This is a genomic window from Sphingomonas sp. (assembly GCF_050725575.1).
Taxonomy (GTDB): domain Bacteria; phylum Pseudomonadota; class Alphaproteobacteria; order Sphingomonadales; family Sphingomonadaceae; genus Sphingomonas.
The window spans coordinates 1-17,186 of record NZ_JBOHHW010000001.1 but is presented as its reverse complement, the minus strand read 5'-3'; the positions used below and the strand labels follow the sequence as shown (position 1 = coordinate 17,186).

The 17,186-nt window shown below is 65.3% G+C and carries 16 protein-coding genes; 10 read left to right on the top strand and 6 right to left on the bottom strand.

Annotated features, from left to right (window positions below; all coding sequences use genetic code 11):
• Nucleotides 1-154: 154 nt before the first annotated feature.
• Complete coding sequence (locus tag ACRECS_RS00080; protein WP_431580910.1) at nucleotides 155-631, top strand: Lrp/AsnC family transcriptional regulator; 477 nt, start codon at nucleotides 155-157, stop codon at nucleotides 629-631.
• A gap of 188 nt (nucleotides 632-819) precedes the next feature.
• Here the strand turns inward: ACRECS_RS00080 and ACRECS_RS00075 are convergent, their stop codons facing one another.
• Both ACRECS_RS00075 and ACRECS_RS00070 read right to left on the bottom strand, forming a co-directional pair.
• Complete coding sequence (locus tag ACRECS_RS00075) at nucleotides 820-1,347, bottom strand: methylated-DNA--[protein]-cysteine S-methyltransferase (RefSeq protein WP_431580909.1); 528 nt, start codon at nucleotides 1,345-1,347, stop codon at nucleotides 820-822.
• Nucleotides 1,348-1,422: 75 nt separating this feature from the next.
• The gene (locus ACRECS_RS00070; RefSeq protein WP_431580908.1) at nucleotides 1,423-1,875 is read right to left on the bottom strand and encodes a MarR family winged helix-turn-helix transcriptional regulator; all 453 of its coding nucleotides are present in this window, start codon (nucleotides 1,873-1,875) and stop codon (nucleotides 1,423-1,425) included.
• A 149-nt stretch (nucleotides 1,876-2,024) separates the two neighbouring features.
• On the opposite strand from ACRECS_RS00070, the gene ACRECS_RS00065 reads away from it, so the two are divergent.
• The 5 genes from ACRECS_RS00065 to ACRECS_RS00045 all read left to right on the top strand — a co-directional run bounded on the left by ACRECS_RS00065 (nucleotide 2,025) and on the right by ACRECS_RS00045 (nucleotide 6,906).
• Entirely contained in the window at nucleotides 2,025-2,441 is a 417-nt protein-coding gene (locus ACRECS_RS00065; protein WP_431580907.1) for an organic hydroperoxide resistance protein, read from the top strand.
• A 79-nt stretch (nucleotides 2,442-2,520) separates the two neighbouring features.
• Nucleotides 2,521-3,027 carry a DUF6130 family protein gene (locus tag ACRECS_RS00060; RefSeq protein ID WP_431580906.1) on the top strand — a complete coding sequence of 169 codons (507 nt, stop codon included), beginning with the start codon at nucleotides 2,521-2,523 and terminating at the stop codon, nucleotides 3,025-3,027.
• A gap of 30 nt (nucleotides 3,028-3,057) precedes the next feature.
• Complete coding sequence (locus ACRECS_RS00055) at nucleotides 3,058-4,788, top strand: cytochrome c biogenesis protein DipZ (protein WP_431580905.1); 1,731 nt, start codon at nucleotides 3,058-3,060, stop codon at nucleotides 4,786-4,788.
• Between the two features lie 28 nt (nucleotides 4,789-4,816).
• A complete protein-coding gene (locus ACRECS_RS00050) occupies nucleotides 4,817-5,833 on the top strand; it encodes an alpha/beta fold hydrolase (protein ID WP_431580904.1) in 1,017 nt (338 codons plus the stop codon).
• Between the two features lie 23 nt (nucleotides 5,834-5,856).
• Nucleotides 5,857-6,906 carry an alpha/beta fold hydrolase gene (locus ACRECS_RS00045; RefSeq protein WP_431580903.1) on the top strand — a complete coding sequence of 350 codons (1,050 nt, stop codon included), beginning with the start codon at nucleotides 5,857-5,859 and terminating at the stop codon, nucleotides 6,904-6,906.
• On the opposite strand, the gene ACRECS_RS00040 is transcribed toward ACRECS_RS00045, so the two are convergent.
• The gene (locus ACRECS_RS00040) at nucleotides 6,907-7,857 is read right to left on the bottom strand and encodes a GlxA family transcriptional regulator (protein WP_431580902.1); all 951 of its coding nucleotides are present in this window, start codon (nucleotides 7,855-7,857) and stop codon (nucleotides 6,907-6,909) included. It abuts the gene before it with no gap.
• Between the two features lie 119 nt (nucleotides 7,858-7,976).
• Here ACRECS_RS00040 and ACRECS_RS00035 point away from each other — a divergent pair, with 119 nt between their 5' ends.
• Nucleotides 7,977-8,768 carry an SDR family NAD(P)-dependent oxidoreductase gene (locus ACRECS_RS00035; RefSeq protein ID WP_431580901.1) on the top strand — a complete coding sequence of 264 codons (792 nt, stop codon included), beginning with the start codon at nucleotides 7,977-7,979 and terminating at the stop codon, nucleotides 8,766-8,768.
• A 59-nt stretch (nucleotides 8,769-8,827) separates the two neighbouring features.
• Here ACRECS_RS00035 and ACRECS_RS00030 read toward each other — a convergent pair whose 3' ends face one another.
• Genes ACRECS_RS00030 through ACRECS_RS00020 form a run of 3 tightly spaced genes read right to left on the bottom strand, consistent with a single transcriptional unit; the run spans nucleotide 8,828 to nucleotide 12,068 of the window.
• Complete coding sequence (locus ACRECS_RS00030; protein WP_431580900.1) at nucleotides 8,828-9,436, bottom strand: TetR/AcrR family transcriptional regulator; 609 nt, start codon at nucleotides 9,434-9,436, stop codon at nucleotides 8,828-8,830.
• A gap of 58 nt (nucleotides 9,437-9,494) precedes the next feature.
• Nucleotides 9,495-10,577 carry an alpha/beta hydrolase fold domain-containing protein gene (locus ACRECS_RS00025; RefSeq protein WP_431580899.1) on the bottom strand — a complete coding sequence of 361 codons (1,083 nt, stop codon included), beginning with the start codon at nucleotides 10,575-10,577 and terminating at the stop codon, nucleotides 9,495-9,497.
• A 27-nt stretch (nucleotides 10,578-10,604) separates the two neighbouring features.
• Complete coding sequence (locus ACRECS_RS00020; RefSeq protein WP_431580898.1) at nucleotides 10,605-12,068, bottom strand: carboxylesterase/lipase family protein; 1,464 nt, start codon at nucleotides 12,066-12,068, stop codon at nucleotides 10,605-10,607.
• On the opposite strand from ACRECS_RS00020, the gene ACRECS_RS00015 reads away from it, so the two are divergent.
• From ACRECS_RS00015 to ACRECS_RS00005, 3 genes are all read left to right on the top strand, one after another.
• A complete protein-coding gene (locus ACRECS_RS00015; RefSeq protein WP_431581122.1) occupies nucleotides 11,957-12,211 on the top strand; it encodes a hypothetical protein in 255 nt (84 codons plus the stop codon). The two genes, ACRECS_RS00020 and ACRECS_RS00015, sit on opposite strands and share 112 nt — an antisense overlap.
• Before the next feature lie 95 nt (nucleotides 12,212-12,306).
• The gene (locus ACRECS_RS00010; RefSeq protein WP_431580897.1) at nucleotides 12,307-13,785 is read left to right on the top strand and encodes an ATPase domain-containing protein; all 1,479 of its coding nucleotides are present in this window, start codon (nucleotides 12,307-12,309) and stop codon (nucleotides 13,783-13,785) included.
• A 7-nt stretch (nucleotides 13,786-13,792) separates the two neighbouring features.
• Nucleotides 13,793-16,648, top strand: coding sequence for a PAS domain-containing protein (locus ACRECS_RS00005; RefSeq protein ID WP_431580896.1), 2,856 nt, complete (start codon nucleotides 13,793-13,795; stop codon nucleotides 16,646-16,648).
• Nucleotides 16,649-17,186: the final 538 nt, after the last annotated feature.

The following is a 17,186-nucleotide window of genomic DNA, read 5'->3' as shown; positions in this document are numbered from 1 at the left end:
CCCGGCTCCTGTTCGAGGGCGCAGGCTAGCGCGGATCGCGGCAACCATTGTTCCGCCGATTGCCTGTCGGCGGCTATCCGTGCAAAACGAATGGTATCTAAAACCGCTATCGGCAGAACATCATTCTGTCGTGGGTGCAGTTCGAGGGTTGGCGATGGATCGGATCGATCATGCGATACTGGGCGCGCTGGAGGCCGATGGCCGGCAATCCTATGCCACGCTGGCGGAGAGCGTCGGCCTGTCGAAGACGCCGTGCTGGAACCGCGTGCAGGCGCTGGAGGAAGCGGGGATCATCACTGGCTATCGCGCCGATATCGAACCGGGCCGGCTCGATCTCGGCGTTACTGCCTTTGTCCAGGTGATGATCGATTCCGCATGCCGCGAAGCATTCGAGGCGGCGGTGCTGGCGGCACCCGCAATCCTCGAATGCCACACCATCGCGGGGGAGGCCGACTATGTGCTGCGCGTGGCGTGCCGCGATGTCGACGATCTCGACCATCTGCTGCGCTTCGACATTGTCGTGCTGCCCGGGGTGCAGCGATCCTCGACCATGATCTGCCTGAAGACGGTCAAACGCGGCGGGCGCGTCACTCAAGCGGCACTGTCGAGGGCGCGGTCGCCCAGAGGCTAGAGCTGGGGCCGTCCGTGGTTCGGCGACACCATCTCTCCCGTTCGTGCTGAGCTTGTCGAAGCACCGCTCTTCTCCTTTCAACCTCGGCTAAGAAGAACGGCCCCCTTCGACTGCCTGCCAAGGCAGGCGCTCAGGACAGGCTTCGACAAGCTCAGGGCGAGCGGGAGGTGTGAGTATTTGTCCGAGAGCTAAGCCGCCGCCTCCAGCGCAAGCAGGCGGCGTTTGCGCTGCACGCCCCAGCGATAGCCGGAAATGCCGCCATCCGCCTTGATCACACGGTGGCACGGGACGGCGACCGCGATGCGGTTGGCGGCGCAGGCCGCGCCGACTTCCTGCGCCGTAGCGGGGACGGCGAGTGTTTTTGCCAGCGCGCCATAGCTGCGTGTCTCGCCGGTCGGGATGGCCCGCAAGGCGCGCCACACCGCCAATTCCTGATCGCTGCCGCGAAGGTCGAGCGGCAAGTCGAGCGGCTGGCGCGGCGCTACGAGCCAGGCGGTGATGGTGCTGATCGCTTCGGCGACCGCGCCGTGGTCCTCGACCAATGCCGTGTCAGGCAGGCTGCGGCGCAGCTCGCGGGTCAGCGCGGTGGCATCATCGCCAATCAGGATCGCGGCGATTCCGCGCGTGCTGGCCGCAACCAGCATCATGCCGAGACCGGTCGTGGCAAGGCCATAGCGGAGCGTTTCGGCGGCGGCGTTTTGCGTCATCTGTGTCATCAGGAGTTCCTCGACTATGTGTCGCTCCTTCTGACAGCATTGATCGCGGGACGCGTCCCGGCGCTTGCGCCCGAACTATCCCTTCGCCTTGGTCGCGCGGATCAGATTGTCACGCAGCGCGACCACGCCGCGCTGCATGGTAGCGAATTCCTCGGGCGTCAGGCCCGATTCCTTGATCAGGTGTAACCCCAGGCCTTTTTCGCGCAGCTGGCGGCCGGCGTCGGTCAGGCTCACAATCACCTGACGCTCGTCGGCGGGATCGCGCCGGCGGTGCAGATAGCCAAGCTCCTCGAGCTTTTTGAGGATCGGGGTCAGCGTGTTCGATTCTAGGAACAGCTTCTCGCCCAGCCGGCCGACGGTCTGGTTATCCTCCTCCCATAGCGCGACGATCGCGATATATTGGGTGTAGGTGACACCGAGTTCCTCGAGGATCTGCTTATAGGCGCGGCCATAAGCGAGGTTGGCCGAATAGATCGCAAAGCACAGGAAATCGGACAGCTTCGGGTCAGGCGGGGCAGCGACGGTCATGGGAAAGTCCTTGATGGTGTGAAGAAAATGTCTCGGCCTATATATATCGTATCCGATTAAATCGTAAGTGGGTTGACGTGAACAAAGCTGGGCCTATATGCATCGTATCCGATCAAAGCGGATGCGATATAGATCAAAGGAACCCTCCCATGACCCAGGCTGCAAAGATCCTCTACACCGGCAAGACGCACACCACTGGCGGCCGCGACGGCGCTGCACGGAGCAGTGACAGCCGTCTCGACATCAAGCTGTCGCCTCCCGGCACCAGCGGCACCGGCACCAATCCGGAGCAGCTGTTCGCGGCCGGCTGGTCGGCCTGTTTCCTCGGTGCGATGGGCGTCGTGGCGAGCCAGCTGAAGGTCGCGCTGCCGGCCGATCGCGCGGTCGATGCCGAAGTCGATCTGGTGCTCAACGAGGGCGCCTATTCCCTGCAGGCACGGCTCAATGTCAGCTTGCCTGGGATCGACGCCGATGTTGCGCGGTCGATCGTCGATGCGGCGCACGAGACCTGCCCTTATTCCAAGGCAACGCGCGGCAATATCGATGTCGTGATCAACCTTGTTTGATCCCCTGACCGGACCCGGCCTGCCCGTGATGCGGCAGGCCGGAGCCCATCCCGCGCCGACCCGTTCAAGGGGAATCAGCATGATCTCGACCAATGACCTTTTGCCCTTACCAGGCGCGGCTTCCTCCCCGTTCCGGTTCGCTACATTGATCGGCGGCGCCATCGCCCTGTTCTCCGCAACCGTCGCCCCGGCGCAAAGCGCCCGCGATATACTTGGCCCCGCCGGCGTCGTGCCGCTCACCGCGCCGCAGCCGCCGGCGCGGATCATCGTCGATCCGCCGCTCGCCGGGCCATTGGCCGAGGGCAAGGTGTTCATTCAGTATCGCGCGGAAAATCTGCGCATCGTGCCGGTATTCGGCCCCGCGGCGCTGAGTGTCACGCCGCGCATCGGTCATGTCCATGTCTCGGTCGATAATGCACCGTGGCACTGGGCCGATGCGAGCGGCGACCCGCTGATCCTGGTCGGCCTGCCGGCGGGACGACACAAGGTCGAGCTGATCCTCGCCAATGCCAATCATCAGCCGCTCGATCGCGCCGTGGTCGAATTCACCGTGCCCGCCACCGGTGCTGCGACTGCGCACCACTGATCCTTTCCATCCGACCCAAGGCTAAGCCCCATGCTTTTCGTCATCGCCTATCTGGCCGGTATCTTCACCATTGCCACGCCGTGCATCTTCCCGATCCTGCCCTTCATCCTGGCGCGCGCCGATCAGCCGTTCCGGCGTGGCGGGCTGCCGATGCTGCTTGGCCTTGCCGTTACCTTCGCCGCGGTGGCGAGCCTGGCCGCGATCGCCGGCAATTGGGCGGTCAACGCCAATCATTATGGCCGGATCGCCGCGCTGACCCTGATGACCCTGTTTGGGTTGACCATGCTGGTACCGGCACTGGCGACGCGTCTGACTCTGCCGATCGTCGCGCTCGGATCGCGGCTGTCGGGCTGGGCAGGGCGGCGCGAACAGCGCGCGGGGGCAAGCCCCGTCTCCTCGCTGCTGATCGGTGTCGCCACCGGGCTGGTCTGGGCGCCGTGCGCCGGGCCGGTGCTCGGGCTGATCCTGACCGGCGCCGCGCTGCGCGGTCCCGGTGTGGAGACGTCATTGCTGCTGCTGGCTTACGGCCTTGGCGCGGCGACGTCGCTGGCCGGCGGCATCCTGCTCGGCGGGCGCCTGCTCGCCATCGCCAAAGGCTCAGCGCGCTGGGGTGGCCGGTTGCGCCCGATCCTGGGCGGTGCCGTGATCGCCGGCGTGGCGGTGATTGCGCTTGGGCTCGATGCCGGGTTGCTGACGCGCTTTTCCTCGACCGGCACGGCGATCGTCGAAAGCCGGCTGGTCGCCGCGCTGGAGGAGGGGCCGGTGCTGGGCGGTGTCGCCTATGCCGCGCCCAGCCCCGTTCCGGCCGGACCGGTCGGCGCGGTATTCGGCGCGCGGCAATGGCTCAACACGCCGCCGCTGCGGCCCGAGGCACTGCGCGGCAAGGTCGTGCTGGTCAATTTCTGGACCTATTCCTGCATCAACTGCCTGCGCGTCCTGCCGCATGTCCGCGCCTGGTCGGAAAAGTACAAGGACCGCGGCCTGGTGGTGATCGGCGTGCACACGCCCGAATTCGCTTTCGAAAAGGATGTGGCGAATGTGCAGAAGGCCACAGCGCAGCTTGGTGTGCGCTACCCGGTCGCGATCGACAATGACTTCGCGATCTGGCGCGCGTTCGGCAATCGCGCCTGGCCGGCACTCTATTTTGTCGGCGCCGATGGCCGGGTGCGGCACCAGGCATTTGGCGAAGGCGATTATGACCAGTCCGAACGGCTGATCCAGCAATTGCTGTCCGAAGCGAACGGCACGCGCGTCGCCGCGCTGATCGTCACCGCCAATGGCTCGGGCGCACAGGCCGAGGCCGACCGCCGCAATCTCGGCTCGGGCGAAACCTATATCGGCTATGCCCAGGCGCAGAATTTCGCCTCGCCCGGCGGCGCGCAGGAGGATCTGTCGAGCCGCTACCGTGCCGCATCGTCGCTGGCGCTCAACCATTGGAGCCTGGACGGCGTGTGGACGATCGGCGGCGAGTTCGCGACGCTTGGTGCCAAGTCCGGCAGTATTGTGCATCGGTTCCACGCTCGCGACCTGCATCTCGTCCTCGCTCCGCCCAAAGGTCGGGTGGTGCGGTTCCGCGTAACGATCGACGGTGCCGCGCCCGGTGCGAACCATGGCGCCGATGTCGATGCGGGGGGCTGGGGTCAGGTGCGCGAGGACCGGCTCTATCAGCTGGTGCGGCAACAGGGAGCGGTGGCCGATCGTACCTTCCGGATCGAGTTCTTCGATGCCGGCGTTCGCGCCTATGCTTTCACCTTCGGCTGATCCCGGCGTTCGCGAGAGGAGATTTCCCATGAATGGTCTTCACCTGCAGCGTCGAGCCTTCCTGCGCATCGCCGGGATCGGTGCGGCCGGGTTTGCGGCAGCCGGGGTCGGACCGATTGCCGATGTGCTGGCCGCGCCCGCGTCAGCCGGGCTCGGGCCGCTCCGCCAGGCCCGCGCCGGGGTGCTGGAGATCGGCTATTACGAAGCCGGCCCGGCGACCGGGCCGGTGGTGCTGCTGCTCCATGGCTATCCCTATGACGTGCACAGTTTCGTCGAGGTTGCGCCCTTGCTTGCCGCGCGCGGCTACCGCGTGATCACGCCCTATCTGCGCGGCCATGGCACGACGCGCTTCCTCGACGCCGCGACACCGCGTGCCGGGCAACAGGGCGCAATCGGCGCCGATGTGATCGCGCTGCTCGATGCGCTGCGGATCCCCCGGGCGATCTTCGCTGGGTTCGACTGGGGCGGGCGCGCAGCGTGCGTCGCGGCGGCGCTATGGCCCGATCGGTGTGCCGGGCTGGTCTCGGTCAACAGCTATCTGATCCAGGATATCGCCAAGGCCGGCATGCCGGCCCCGGCGATGATCGAATCCGGCCTGTGGTATCAATATTATTTCCAGACCGAGCGTGGCCGCGCCGGGCTGGCCGCCGACCGGCGCGGTATTGCGCGCGTGATCTGGACGCGCAATTCGCCCGCCTGGCAGTTCGATGACGCGACCTTCGAGCGCACCGCGCAGGCGTTCGACACTGTCGATTATGTCGATGTCGTGATCCATTCCTATCGCCACCGGCTCGGCCTGGCGCCGGGCTATCCGGCCTATGAAGCGATCGAACGCCGGCTCGCGGCGCAGCCAGTCATCACCGTGCCCGCAATCACGCTGGATGGCGTGGCGGACGGCAATTACCCGGCGAGCGACGGTTCTGCCACGGCGACGAAATTCGCCGGCCGGCGGGTGCACCGCCAGGTGCCGGGCGCCGGGCATAATCTGCCGCAGGAAGCACCACGCGCCTTTGCCGATGCGGTCGGCGACGTCGCCGCACTTTGATTTCGACCCAGGAGAGCCAGACCATGTCCGACATAACCGACCCGACCCGCCGCCACTTCTTCGGCACCGCCGCGATCGCCATTGCCGCCCCGTTCGTGATGATCGGCGTCGCCCATGCCGCGCCGGGCGCCGCGCCGGGCAGGGAAAAGGCCGCGATCCTGCCGGGGACCGGCACCGCGTTTGGCCCGTTGAAGCAGATCGACGCCGGCGAGCTCAATATCGGCTATATCGAAACCGGTCCCGCCAAAGGCCCCGCCGTGATCCTGCTGCATGGCTGGCCCTATGACATCCACAGCTTCGTCGATGTGGCGCCGTTGCTTGCCGCACAAGGGTACCGTGTTATCGTCCCGCATCTGCGCGGGCATGGGACGACGCGCTTCCGCTCGGCCGGGACATTCCGAAATGGCCAGCAGGCGGTGGTCGCGCTCGACATTATCGCGCTGATGGATGCGCTGAAGATCGAAAAGGCGATCCTGGCCGGTTATGACTGGGGTGCGCGCACTGCCGATATCATCGCGGCTTTATGGCCCGAACGCTGCCGGGCGATCGTCTCGGTCAATGGCTATCTGATCAACAATCTCGAGCGCAACAAGCTGCCGCTGCCGCCCAAGGCGGAATGGGGCTGGTGGTACCAATATTATTTCGCGACCGATCGCGGCCGCGCCGGGCTTGAGGCGAACCGGCATGATTTCGCCAAGCTGATCTGGCGCTTCAACTCGCCAACCTGGATGTTTGACGATGCGACCTTCGACCGGACCGCCGCCTCGTTCGACAACCCGGATTATGTCGCGATCGTGATTCATAATTACCGCTGGCGGCTTAGCCTCGCGGCGGGGGATCCGCGCCATGATGCCATCGAGCAGAGGCTAGCCGCCGGGCCGGTGATCGGGGTGCCCGCGATCACGCTCGATGGTGATTCGGACGGCGTCGCGCCGGCGACAGATGGCACCGGTTATGCCGCGAAATTCACCGGCAAACGGACTCATCGCATCATCAAGGGCGTCGGGCATAATGTGCCGCAGGAAGCGCCCCGGGCCTTTGCCGATGCTGTGATGGAAGTCGCGGCCTACTGATCACGCCTCGATGCGCGCGTTGCGGCGGATGGCCAGCGGCGGCTGGCCAAAGGCGCGCAAGAATGCGCGCCGCATCCGCTCGCGATCGGCAAAGCCGGTTTCGCGCGCGACGATATCGACCGGATGGCGGCCCTGCTCCATCATCAGCCGGGCCGCCTCGAGCCGCAGGTTCTCCACTGCCTTGGCCGGGGACTGGCCGGTTTCGGCGCGAAACGCGCGGCTGAACTGGCGCGGGCTGAGATGCGCCGCCTCGGCCAGCGCCTCGACCGGCAAAGGCGCCGCGAGGTTGCGCCGGGCATAATCGAGCGCGCTCTGGATACGGTCGGATTTGGGTTCGAGTTCAAGTAGCGCGGAATATTGCGACTGGCCGCCAGCCCGGCGGTGATAGACCACCAGCTTCCTGGCCACCGACCGCGCGATATCGGCGCCAAGATCCTTTTCGACCATCGCCAGTGCCAGATCGACCCCCGCGGTCATTCCGGCCGAGGTCCAGATATGCTCATCGATGATGAAGATCCGGTCCTCCTCCAGCTTCACCCTGGGGTAGGCCGCCTCGAATTCGCGCGCGAGCAGCCAGTGCGTTGTCGCGCGCCGCCCGTCGAGCAATCCGGCCTCGGCCAGGATGAAGGCGCCGGTGCAGATCGCCGCCACCCGCCGCGCCGCGCCCGGCGCCGAGCTGGCGGCGGCGCGGACATAGGCAAGCAGACCCGGCGACGTATCGGGTACATCGACGCCGCCGCAGACGAGCACCGTGTCGAAATGCGAGGCGTCGAACGCGGCGCTGTCCATGCCGGGGCCGATTGAGCTCGGCACTTGGCCGCCCCGTTCGGAAACGATGCTGACATCATAGAGCGGCTCGCCGGTGGTGATGTTGGCGAATTCGAATACTGACAGGGCTGCGAGGCTCATCATCTGAAAGCCGGGGAAAATGACGAAGGCGATGCGTTGCATGGCGATGAATCCGATTATGTCCTAAAAGGTGGTATAGATGACATTTGAGACATGAGCTAGTGATCCTATCTCCACTCCACAAGGCCGACGCACTCGCCGGCCACTCAAGGAGTTTCGATATGACCAGCAACAAGGGTACCGCCGTGGTCACCGGCGCCTCGACCGGGATCGGCGCGATCTATGCCGATCGCCTCGCCCGCCGCGGCTATGACCTGATCGTCGTGGCGCGCAGCCGCGACAAGCTCGACACGCTCGCCGCGCGCATCACCAGCGAAACGGGGCGTTCGGTCGAGGTGGTTGCCGCCGATCTTGGCGACCGGGCCGATCTTGCCCGGGTCGAGAATTTGCTCCGCAGCGATGCCAGCATCACCTTGCTGGTCAATAATGCCGGAGTTGGTGCGACCGCGCCGCTGCTCGATGCCGATGTGGACAAGATGGAGCAGATGATTACGCTCAACGTTACCGCGCTGACTCGGCTGACCTATGCCCTTGTGCCTGGGCTGGTCGCACGCGGCGGTGGCACGATCGTCAATATCGCCTCGATCGTTGCGATCGGGCCGGAAGTGCTCAACGGCGTCTATGGCGGTTCCAAGGCATTCGTGCTCAGCCTTAGCCAGTCGCTGCACCATGAGCTGGCCGACAAGGGCATCCGCGTTCAGGCGGTGCTACCGGGCGCGACCGCAACCGATTTCTGGGATGTGGCCGGGGTTTCGATCGCGCATCTGCCCGGCGAGATCGTGATGCGGGCGACCGACATGGTCGATGCCTCGCTGGCCGGCCTCGACCAGGGCGAGCTGGTGACGATCCCGGCACTGCCCGATGCCGCCGACTGGAATGCCTATGAGGCCGCGCGCCAGGTGCTGCTGCCCAATCTGTCGCATTCTCAGCCCGCCACGCGCTACGCCGCCTGAAGGTTGAGTACAGGATCGCTCCGGGGATTAATCCCCGGGGCGGCTCTGCGCTGGGGCGGTCAGCGGATGATCAGCCGGACCAGCGCATCAACATGCGCCTCGATCACTGATTTGTCGGTCGGGTCGATGCCCCAGGCGCGCTGCACTTCGGGCGCGAGGGTGTAGAAAAGCTGCGCCGCACCGACCAGGATATAGACCAGGGCAGGCAGCGAGGCGGGCGGGACCAGCCCTTCATCCTGCAACCACTGCACGAAGACACCCGACGACTGGCTGGTCCGGACGATGAAGGTGTCGACCATCCAGCGGAAACGTTCGGTGTCGCGGCAGCTTTCCTGCACCATCAGCCGCGCATGTTCGGGATGTTCCGCCCAATAATAGACACGCTGGCGCAGCATCGCGCGGGCATAGTCCTTCTTGTCCGCATAATCCTCCAGGCGCGGCGAAACCTTGATCTGGTCGAGCTGGCGCTCGAACAGGAAGGTTACTGCTGCGCGCCACAGCGCATCCTTGCTCTGGAAATGATATTTGATCAGCGCGTGGTGCACATCGGCGCGTTCGGCGATCGCGCGGGTCGAGGTGCCTTCAAATCCATGGGTTGAAAATTCGTGCAGCGCCGCCTCCAGGATCGTGGCCCGGGTCGCTTCTTTCTGGCGCACGCGCATGTTCATGACTGATCCTCCCTCCGGCATTACATTCGCCAATGCGGCGAGCGAAAGCAACGCCGGTTCAGCGCTTGGCGAGATGCGACAGCAGGAAATCGCGGAAGGTGGCGATCGCCTGTTTCCCCTCGGGCGTGTCCTTCAGATAGGTCTGGAAGACGTGCGGCATGCCTTCATAAAGGTCGAGCACTGCCGTACCGCCACCCGCCCTGATCGCCTGATATTGCCGCACGAAATCGCTCAGCAGCACTTCGCGCGTACCGCCCTGGATCAGGGTCGGCGGATAGGGCTTGGTGAAATCGCCATAGACGGGTGAGGCCCAGGGATTGGTCAGCGCGCCGGGCGTCTTGCCGGCATAGAGGGTGAAGATGCCGTCGAGCGTGGCGGCCACGTCGAGCGCTGGTTCGAAGCCTGCGAGCGTGGTGCGTGTATCGCCGCCGGTGCCGAGATCGGTGCAGGGCGAGAGCAGGACCAGCGCCCCGGGGATCGGCAAGCCCTCGTCGCGCAGGCGCAGCGTTCCGCCCGCGACGATATTGCCGCCCGCGCTGTCGCCGAACAGGCCGATCTGGCGTGGCTTGTGCCCCTGGGCGAGCAGGGCGCGGTAAAAGGCAATCAGTTGCGCGGTGACGCCGCGGAAATCCTGTGCCGGGGCAAGCGTGTAATCGACCGAAATGACCGGCAGTCTGGTTGCCACCGCGAACATCGCCGCGCCGCTCGCGGTGGAGGCCGCCGATCCCTGTACCCAGCCGCCGCCATGGACATAGACGAGCAGTCGCCCATCCTGTGCCGCACCGGGGGGCACAATGCGCAGCACCGGCACGCCGCCGATCGTGTCGGGCGTGATGGTCACGCCGGTGCGTTTGATTGCATCGGCCATCTTCGTATTGGCATCCTTGACCGAACGTGCATGTTGCGCCGCAAAGTCGGTCGCGATCGCTGCCCGGGCCGGATAGGAGGCGCGCTGCGCAGCGAGCAGTGGCGCCAGGATCGCCTTGGCCTCGGGCGAGACGGCAGCGGGTAGCGCATAGCGCGGATCGTCGGCGGCCGGCGTCGGGATGGCCGATGTCGGGGTTGGCGCTGGAATCTGTGCTAGCGCCACGAGCGGCAACAACAGGGCGGCGACCAGCGCCGGCATCGACAGAGTCTTCATGATCGATCCTTTCCCGGCGGACGTGCGCTATTTGCCCTTGTCGCGTTTCGCGTCGGCAACCTTCGCCAGTGCATCGAGCGCGGGGGAGGCCGAACTGCGTGACACCGCACCTTCGGCAGCGAACACCATGATCGGTCCCGTGCCGGGCGCGAAGCGACTCCAGGCCGTCAAGCCCGGCGCATTGGGGTCGCCGCCTCGCGCAAAGGCGACCCAATAATCGCCCATCGCCTTGGCCATTTTGCGATCGGCGTCGGTCGCGGGCACGCCGAGCTCATCGAGCGTGCCGAACACGAAGGGCAGTTCGGAGGCGTGCGCCGCGCCCTTGACGGTCGCGCGCTTGCCCTCCGGCACATAGTCGAAATTATAGAGATAGCTGCGGTTGCGCGCGGTCAGCCCGGCCATGTAGCGCGCCGGCTCAGTGAACATCGCGTCACCTACCACACTGCGGTCAAATGCCTCGGGCGTACCATAAGCGGCCTTGATCGCGGCCAGATCGGGGCCGAGCTGGGCGCTGAACATCGCCGTGATCGGCGCGCGCATGGCCGCGGGGGCGAAGGCGACCTCGTCACTGTTCGCGCCGACCAGATAGGGCACCGTGGCCTGCCGCCCGGCGAGGAAGATCGCATCCAGATTGCCGGTCACGATCTTGCCGTCGGCCATCGGCCCGGAATAGGTCGCCGCTTCGGTATTCAGCAGCGACATATTGCCACGCACCTTGTCAACCGGAATGGCGCGTAGCGCGGCAACGTCCTGAGCCGTGGCGCCGGCACCAGCGGCGAATGCCGTGCCCTTCGCCTCGGCTTCGGCGAGCGTCGGCGGATGATCGCGCCCGCCGCCCGATTGCACGATCGCGCGGTGGAACAGGCCGCGCGCTACCGACGTGACCATCAATTGGTTGACTGATCCGCCGCCGGCGGATTCGCCGAAGATCGTCACATTCGACGGATCGCCGCCGAATGCCGCGATGTTGCGCTTGACCCAGTTGAGCGCCGCGATCTGGTCCATCAGGCCCCAATTGCCGGTCGGACCGGTGCCCGCCTCCGCGGTAAGCGCGGGATGGGCGAAGAAGCCGAAACGACCGAGCCGGTAGTTGAAGGTGACGATCACCACGCCGCGTTCGGCAAGATGGCGGCCGTCATAGAGGCTTTGCGCGGCGGAGCCGGCGGTGAAGCTGCCGCCATGGATCCACACCATCACCGGTGCGCGTCTCGCTTTGGCCGGTGCCCAGACGTTGAGGAACAGGCAATCCTCGCCTTTCGGCTCCTTGGTGCGCGCGGCGTCCCAGTCACGGCGGGTCTGCTCGCAATCAGTGCCGAACTTGTTCGCTTCGCGCACGCCCGGCCAGGCGGCGGATCGATCTGGCCCGCGACGGGGCGGCGGTGACCGGGGAGGGGCTGGCGTTCCTCGCCTCGGTCGGGGTGGCGCTCGACGTGGCAGCGCCGGGCCCGGTATTCTGCCGTCCCTGCCTCGACTGGAGCGAGCGCCGCCCACACATCGCCGGGGCGGTCGGAAGCGCGCTGTACCGCTCGCTGCTCGACCGCCATTGGCTGCGCCGGGTCGAGGGCAGCCGGGCGGTGACGGTGACTCCGGCCGGCGTGGCGGGATTGGAGAGCTGGTTCGGGGTCCGAGTGTAATTGGGAGATTCGATCACCCTTTGATGTGCATCAATGGGAACCACTCGACGCGCTGATAGTCTTTGCCCGCGTAACAATCGGCAGGGCGAGGATTGATGAGCAATTGTGCGACTGGCGTTTCCGGACTTGATGAAATCCTCGCTGGCGGACTGGCCCGCGGGCGACTTTTCCTGCTTGAGGGTAGCCCGGGCACCGGCAAGACGACCATCGCCAGCCAGTTCTTGATGGCCGGCGCCGCAGCCGGCGAACCGGTGCTGTATATCACCCTGTCGGAGACTGACGAGGAGTTGCGCAATGGCGCCGCCTCGCATGGCTGGACCTTCGACGAGAATTTCGAGGTGTTCGAACTGGTCCCGCCCGAAAGCCTGCTCGATGAAGAGCAACAACAGAGCCTGCTCTATTCCTCGGATCTCGAACTGGGCGAGACGACCAAGCGCATTTTCGAGACGTTCGAGCGGCTCAAGCCGTCGCGCGTGGTGCTCGACAGCCTGTCGGAGATTCGCCTGCTCGCGCAAAGCTCGCTGCGCTATCGCCGCCAGATCCTCGCGCTGAAGCATTATTTCTCGCGCCACGATGCAACCGTGTTGATGCTCGACGATCTGACTGCCGACGTGCTGGACAAGACCGTGCACAGCGTGGCGCATGCGGTGATCCGGCTGGAGGAATTGTCGCCCAATTATGGTGCAGAACGGCGGCGGATGCGGGTGCTGAAATATCGCGGGCGGCGTTATCGTGGCGGCCATCATGACTTCGTCATCGATACCGGCGGGGTGCGTGTGTTTCCGCGGCTCGTCTCGGCCGAGCATAAATCAGGCTTCGAACGCGAGACCGTGGCCATCGACAATGCCGAACTCAACACGCTCATCGGTGGTGGGTTCGAACGCGGCGCGAGCACGCTGATCCTCGGTCCCGCCGGCACTGGCAAGTCGCTGCTCACGCTCAGCTTCGTACAGTCGGCGGTGCGGCGCGGCGAACATGCTGCCATGTTCATCTTCGACGAGGAACTGGGCCTGTTGTTCGAGCGCGCCAAGGGGCTGGGCGTCAACCTGCAGGAGATGGTCAATAGCGGCAGGCTGGTGATCGAGCAGATCGACGCGGCCGAGCTGACCCCGGGCGAATTCTCCGAACGCGCTCGCACCTGCGTGGAGAAATACAAGGCACGCACCGTGGTGATCGACAGCCTCAACGGCTATCAGGCGGCGATGCCGGAGGAGCAGGCGCTGATCCTGCACATGCACGAATTGCTGCAATATCTGAATCGCCAGGGCGTGATGACCTTCCTGACGGTCGCGCAGCACGGGCTGGTCGGCGACATGAAATCCCCGGTCGACGTTACCTATCTCGCCGACACCGTTATCCTGCTCAGATATTTCGAGGCATTGGGACGGGTCCGAAGAGCGATTTCGGTCGTTAAGAAACGGACCGGATCCCATGAGGATACGATCCGCGAGTTCATGATCGGCGCCAATGGCATCACCCTGGGTGAGCCATTGACGCAGTTCCAGGGCGTGCTGCGGGGCGTACCCTCACTGATGGGTGATGGCGAAGGATTGCTGGAACAGAAAAAGGCGTGATCGTTTCTTGAACCGGACACTTGCCGAAGGCGCGGTCATCCTGGCGCCACGGGGCCGCGACGGCGCGGTGGCCCGGTCAATGCTGGTCGAGGCCGGACTCAGCGCGGAGGCAGTGCCGGATGTCCCCGCGCTGGTCGCCAAGCTGCGCGCTGGCGCCGGTTTCGCGATTGTCACCGAAGAGGCGCTCCGCGGTGCGGACCTGCACGGGCTGGTCGCCTTCCTCAAGGACCAGGCGGATTGGTCCGACTTTCCCTTCATCCTGCTGACTCAGCGCGGCGGCGGGCTGGAGCGCAATCCCGGTGCGGTGCGCTTCCTCGAAACGCTCGGCAACGTCACCTTTCTCGAGCGCCCCTTTCATCCGACCACATTGATCAGCCTGGCACAGTCCGCGCGCCGTGCGCGGCTGCGTCAATATGAGGCACGGCGTCGGCTCGAGGAGATCCGCGGCGGACGCGAGAGCCTGACGCTCGCGCTCGGGGCGGGCGGGCTCGGTGCCTGGGCGATCGACGTGCCCGGTGCCACGCTCAGGACCGATGCACGGAGCAAGGCGCATTTCGGGCGGACGAAGACTGACACGTTGAGTTATGATGATCTGCTCGCCGCGATACATCCCGACGACCGTCCGCGCATGCAAGCGGCGGTACAGGCTTCACTCGACACCGGTGCAGTCTATGACGTCGAATATCGCTGCCTGTGGCCGGACGGATCGCTGCACTGGGTGCAGATCAACGGGCAGGTCGAGCGCGATACTGCAGGCGTGATCGCGCGTGTCGTGGGCGTGTCGCGCGACATCACCGAACGCCGCCGGCGCGAGGCGCGGCAGAGCGCGTTGCTGAACCTGGGCGATGGTCTGCGCCAGATGACCGATGCGGCTGACATGTCGTTTCTTGCCGCGCGCGTGCTGGGTGAAACGCTGGGCGTGACCCGTGCGGGCTATGGCGTGATCGACCCGCTGCGCGAGACGATCGCCATCGAGCGCGACTGGAACATGCCGGGCATTGCGAGCATCGCGGGAACCATGCCGTTCCGTGCGCATGAATCCTATATCGCGGAACTGAAGCGCGGTGTGACGGTCGCGATCGCCGATACGCGGGGCGACCCGCGCACCGCGCCGGTCGCGCCGGTGCTGGAGGGGATATCCGCCCGCGCCTTCGTCAACATGCCGATCGTCGATGACGGCGAATTCGTCGCGCTGCTGTTCCTCCATCATGCGCAGCCGCGCGAGTGGCCGGCCGACGAACTGGCGTTCGTGCGCGACGTGGCCGACCGCACCCAGGCGGCGATCGAGCGCCGCCATGCTGAGACCGAACTTGCGCAGTTGGCGCAGACGCTGGAACGCCAGGTCGAGGAGCGCACGCGCGAACGTGACCGCACCTGGCAGAATTCACAGGACTTGCTTGCCGTGGTCGGCGCCGATGGCCGCTTCGTTGCGGTCAATCCGGCCTGGACCGCTGTGCTCGGCTGGCAGCCGCATGAGGTGGTCGGGCGCGATCATATCACCTTCAGCCATGATGAGGACCGGTCTGGTAGCGGCGACGCGCTGGTTCGCGCGCAGGGCGGGACGCTGCGCCAGTACGAGAATCGCGTGCGTCACAAGGATGGCGGCTATCGCTGGTTCTCATGGGTTGCATCGCCGGAGGGTGACAGGGTTTATGCCAGCGGGCGCGACGTCACAGCGGAGAAGGAGGCACGCGACCAACTCGACGCAGCGCAGGAACAATTGCGCCAGGCCCAGAAGATGGAGGCGGTCGGCCAGCTGACCGGCGGCATCGCGCATGATTTCAACAATCTGCTCACGGCAATTTCCGGTAGCCTGGAGCTGATGCAGATTCGCATCGCACAAGGTCGGTCAGCCGATGTCGCACGCTATGTCGAAGCAGCGCAGCAGGCATCGAAGCGCGCCGCCGCGCTCACTCACCGGCTGCTTGCCTTTTCGCGGCGCCAGACGCTCGACCCACGCCCGACCGACATCAATCGGTTGGTTGCGAGCATGGACGAACTGCTGCGTCGTTCGGTCGGTCCGACCATTGAGTTGGAAATGGTCGGCGCCGGCGGGCTTTGGACCACGCTGATCGACCCAAACCAGCTCGAGAACGCGCTGCTCAACCTGTGCATCAACGCGCGCGACGCGATGCCACAGGGCGGACGCATCACGATCGAGACGGCGAACAAATGGCTCGACCACAAGAGCGCGGCGGAACGCGAGCTTCCGGCCGGTCAATATGTCTCGCTGTGCGTCACCGATACCGGCGAGGGCATGGATGCGGAAACGATTGCGCGCGCGTTCGACCCCTTCTTCACGACCAAGCCGCTGGGTGAAGGTACCGGTCTTGGCCTTTCCATGATTTACGGGTTCGTGCGGCAATCAGGCGGGCAGGTGCGGATCTATTCCGAACTGGGTCAGGGCACGACCATGTGCCTGTATTTCCCGCGCGTCCATGAAGAGGCGGATGGCGCTGCTGTCGAAACGTCGACCGAAGCGGCGGGTCCCGTCACCAGCGGGGAGACGGTGCTGGTGGTCGATGACGAGGCGGCGGTACGCATGCTGGTGACCGAGGTGCTGGACGAGATGGGCCTGAAGGCGATCGAGGCGAGCGACGGCCCCGCCGGTCTTGCCATCCTCGATTCTCCGGCGCGGGTCGATCTGCTGATCACCGATGTCGGTCTGCCCAAGGGAATGAACGGCCGCCAGCTTGCCGATGCCGCGCGGATCAAGCGGCCCGATCTCAAGATCCTGTTTATCACCGGCTATGCCGAGAATGCGGTGGTCGGTAACGGGCATCTCGACCCCGGCATGCACATCATGACCAAGCCGTTCGCGATGGATGCCTTGGGCGGACGGATCCGCGAACTGATCGGGTAGCGGCCCGGTTGGGAAATCCGGCCCCTCACGCTGTTTTTCGCGAAGAAAAAAATCCACCCCTGTTAAGTTGGATTTTGGCCGCAAATTCATGACCGTTTATCAGGGGCTTGATGCCATTCACCGCTGTTATCAATAACAGCGGTGAAACGGACAATAACAGGGGTGGACGACCCCTGTTATTGTCGCAGGAACAGGGGTGAGGTCCCGGTTTCCGCTGCCGTTGGTGCATCGATTGCCATGAGAAAGAGCGCGATGGAACCAGGGCCCCATCACGCGCGATACTGCCATGGCCGGCGGGCAGGTTGAATCGCCGATGCGGATACGGACCGGAAGCTGGGCAAGAGTATTGTTAGCTGGTCGAAAATGAAATATCCGGCCGAGAATCAAGCGGCGGCGATGAAGTCTTCAACTGCAAGCTGGGCCAGATCGTCGGTCATCTGGATCGGAGGATGCTTGCAGAAATAGGCCGATGCCGGATGGATCGGGCCGCCCATGCCGCGGTCGCTGGCGAGTTTCGCGCAGCGGATCATGTCGATCG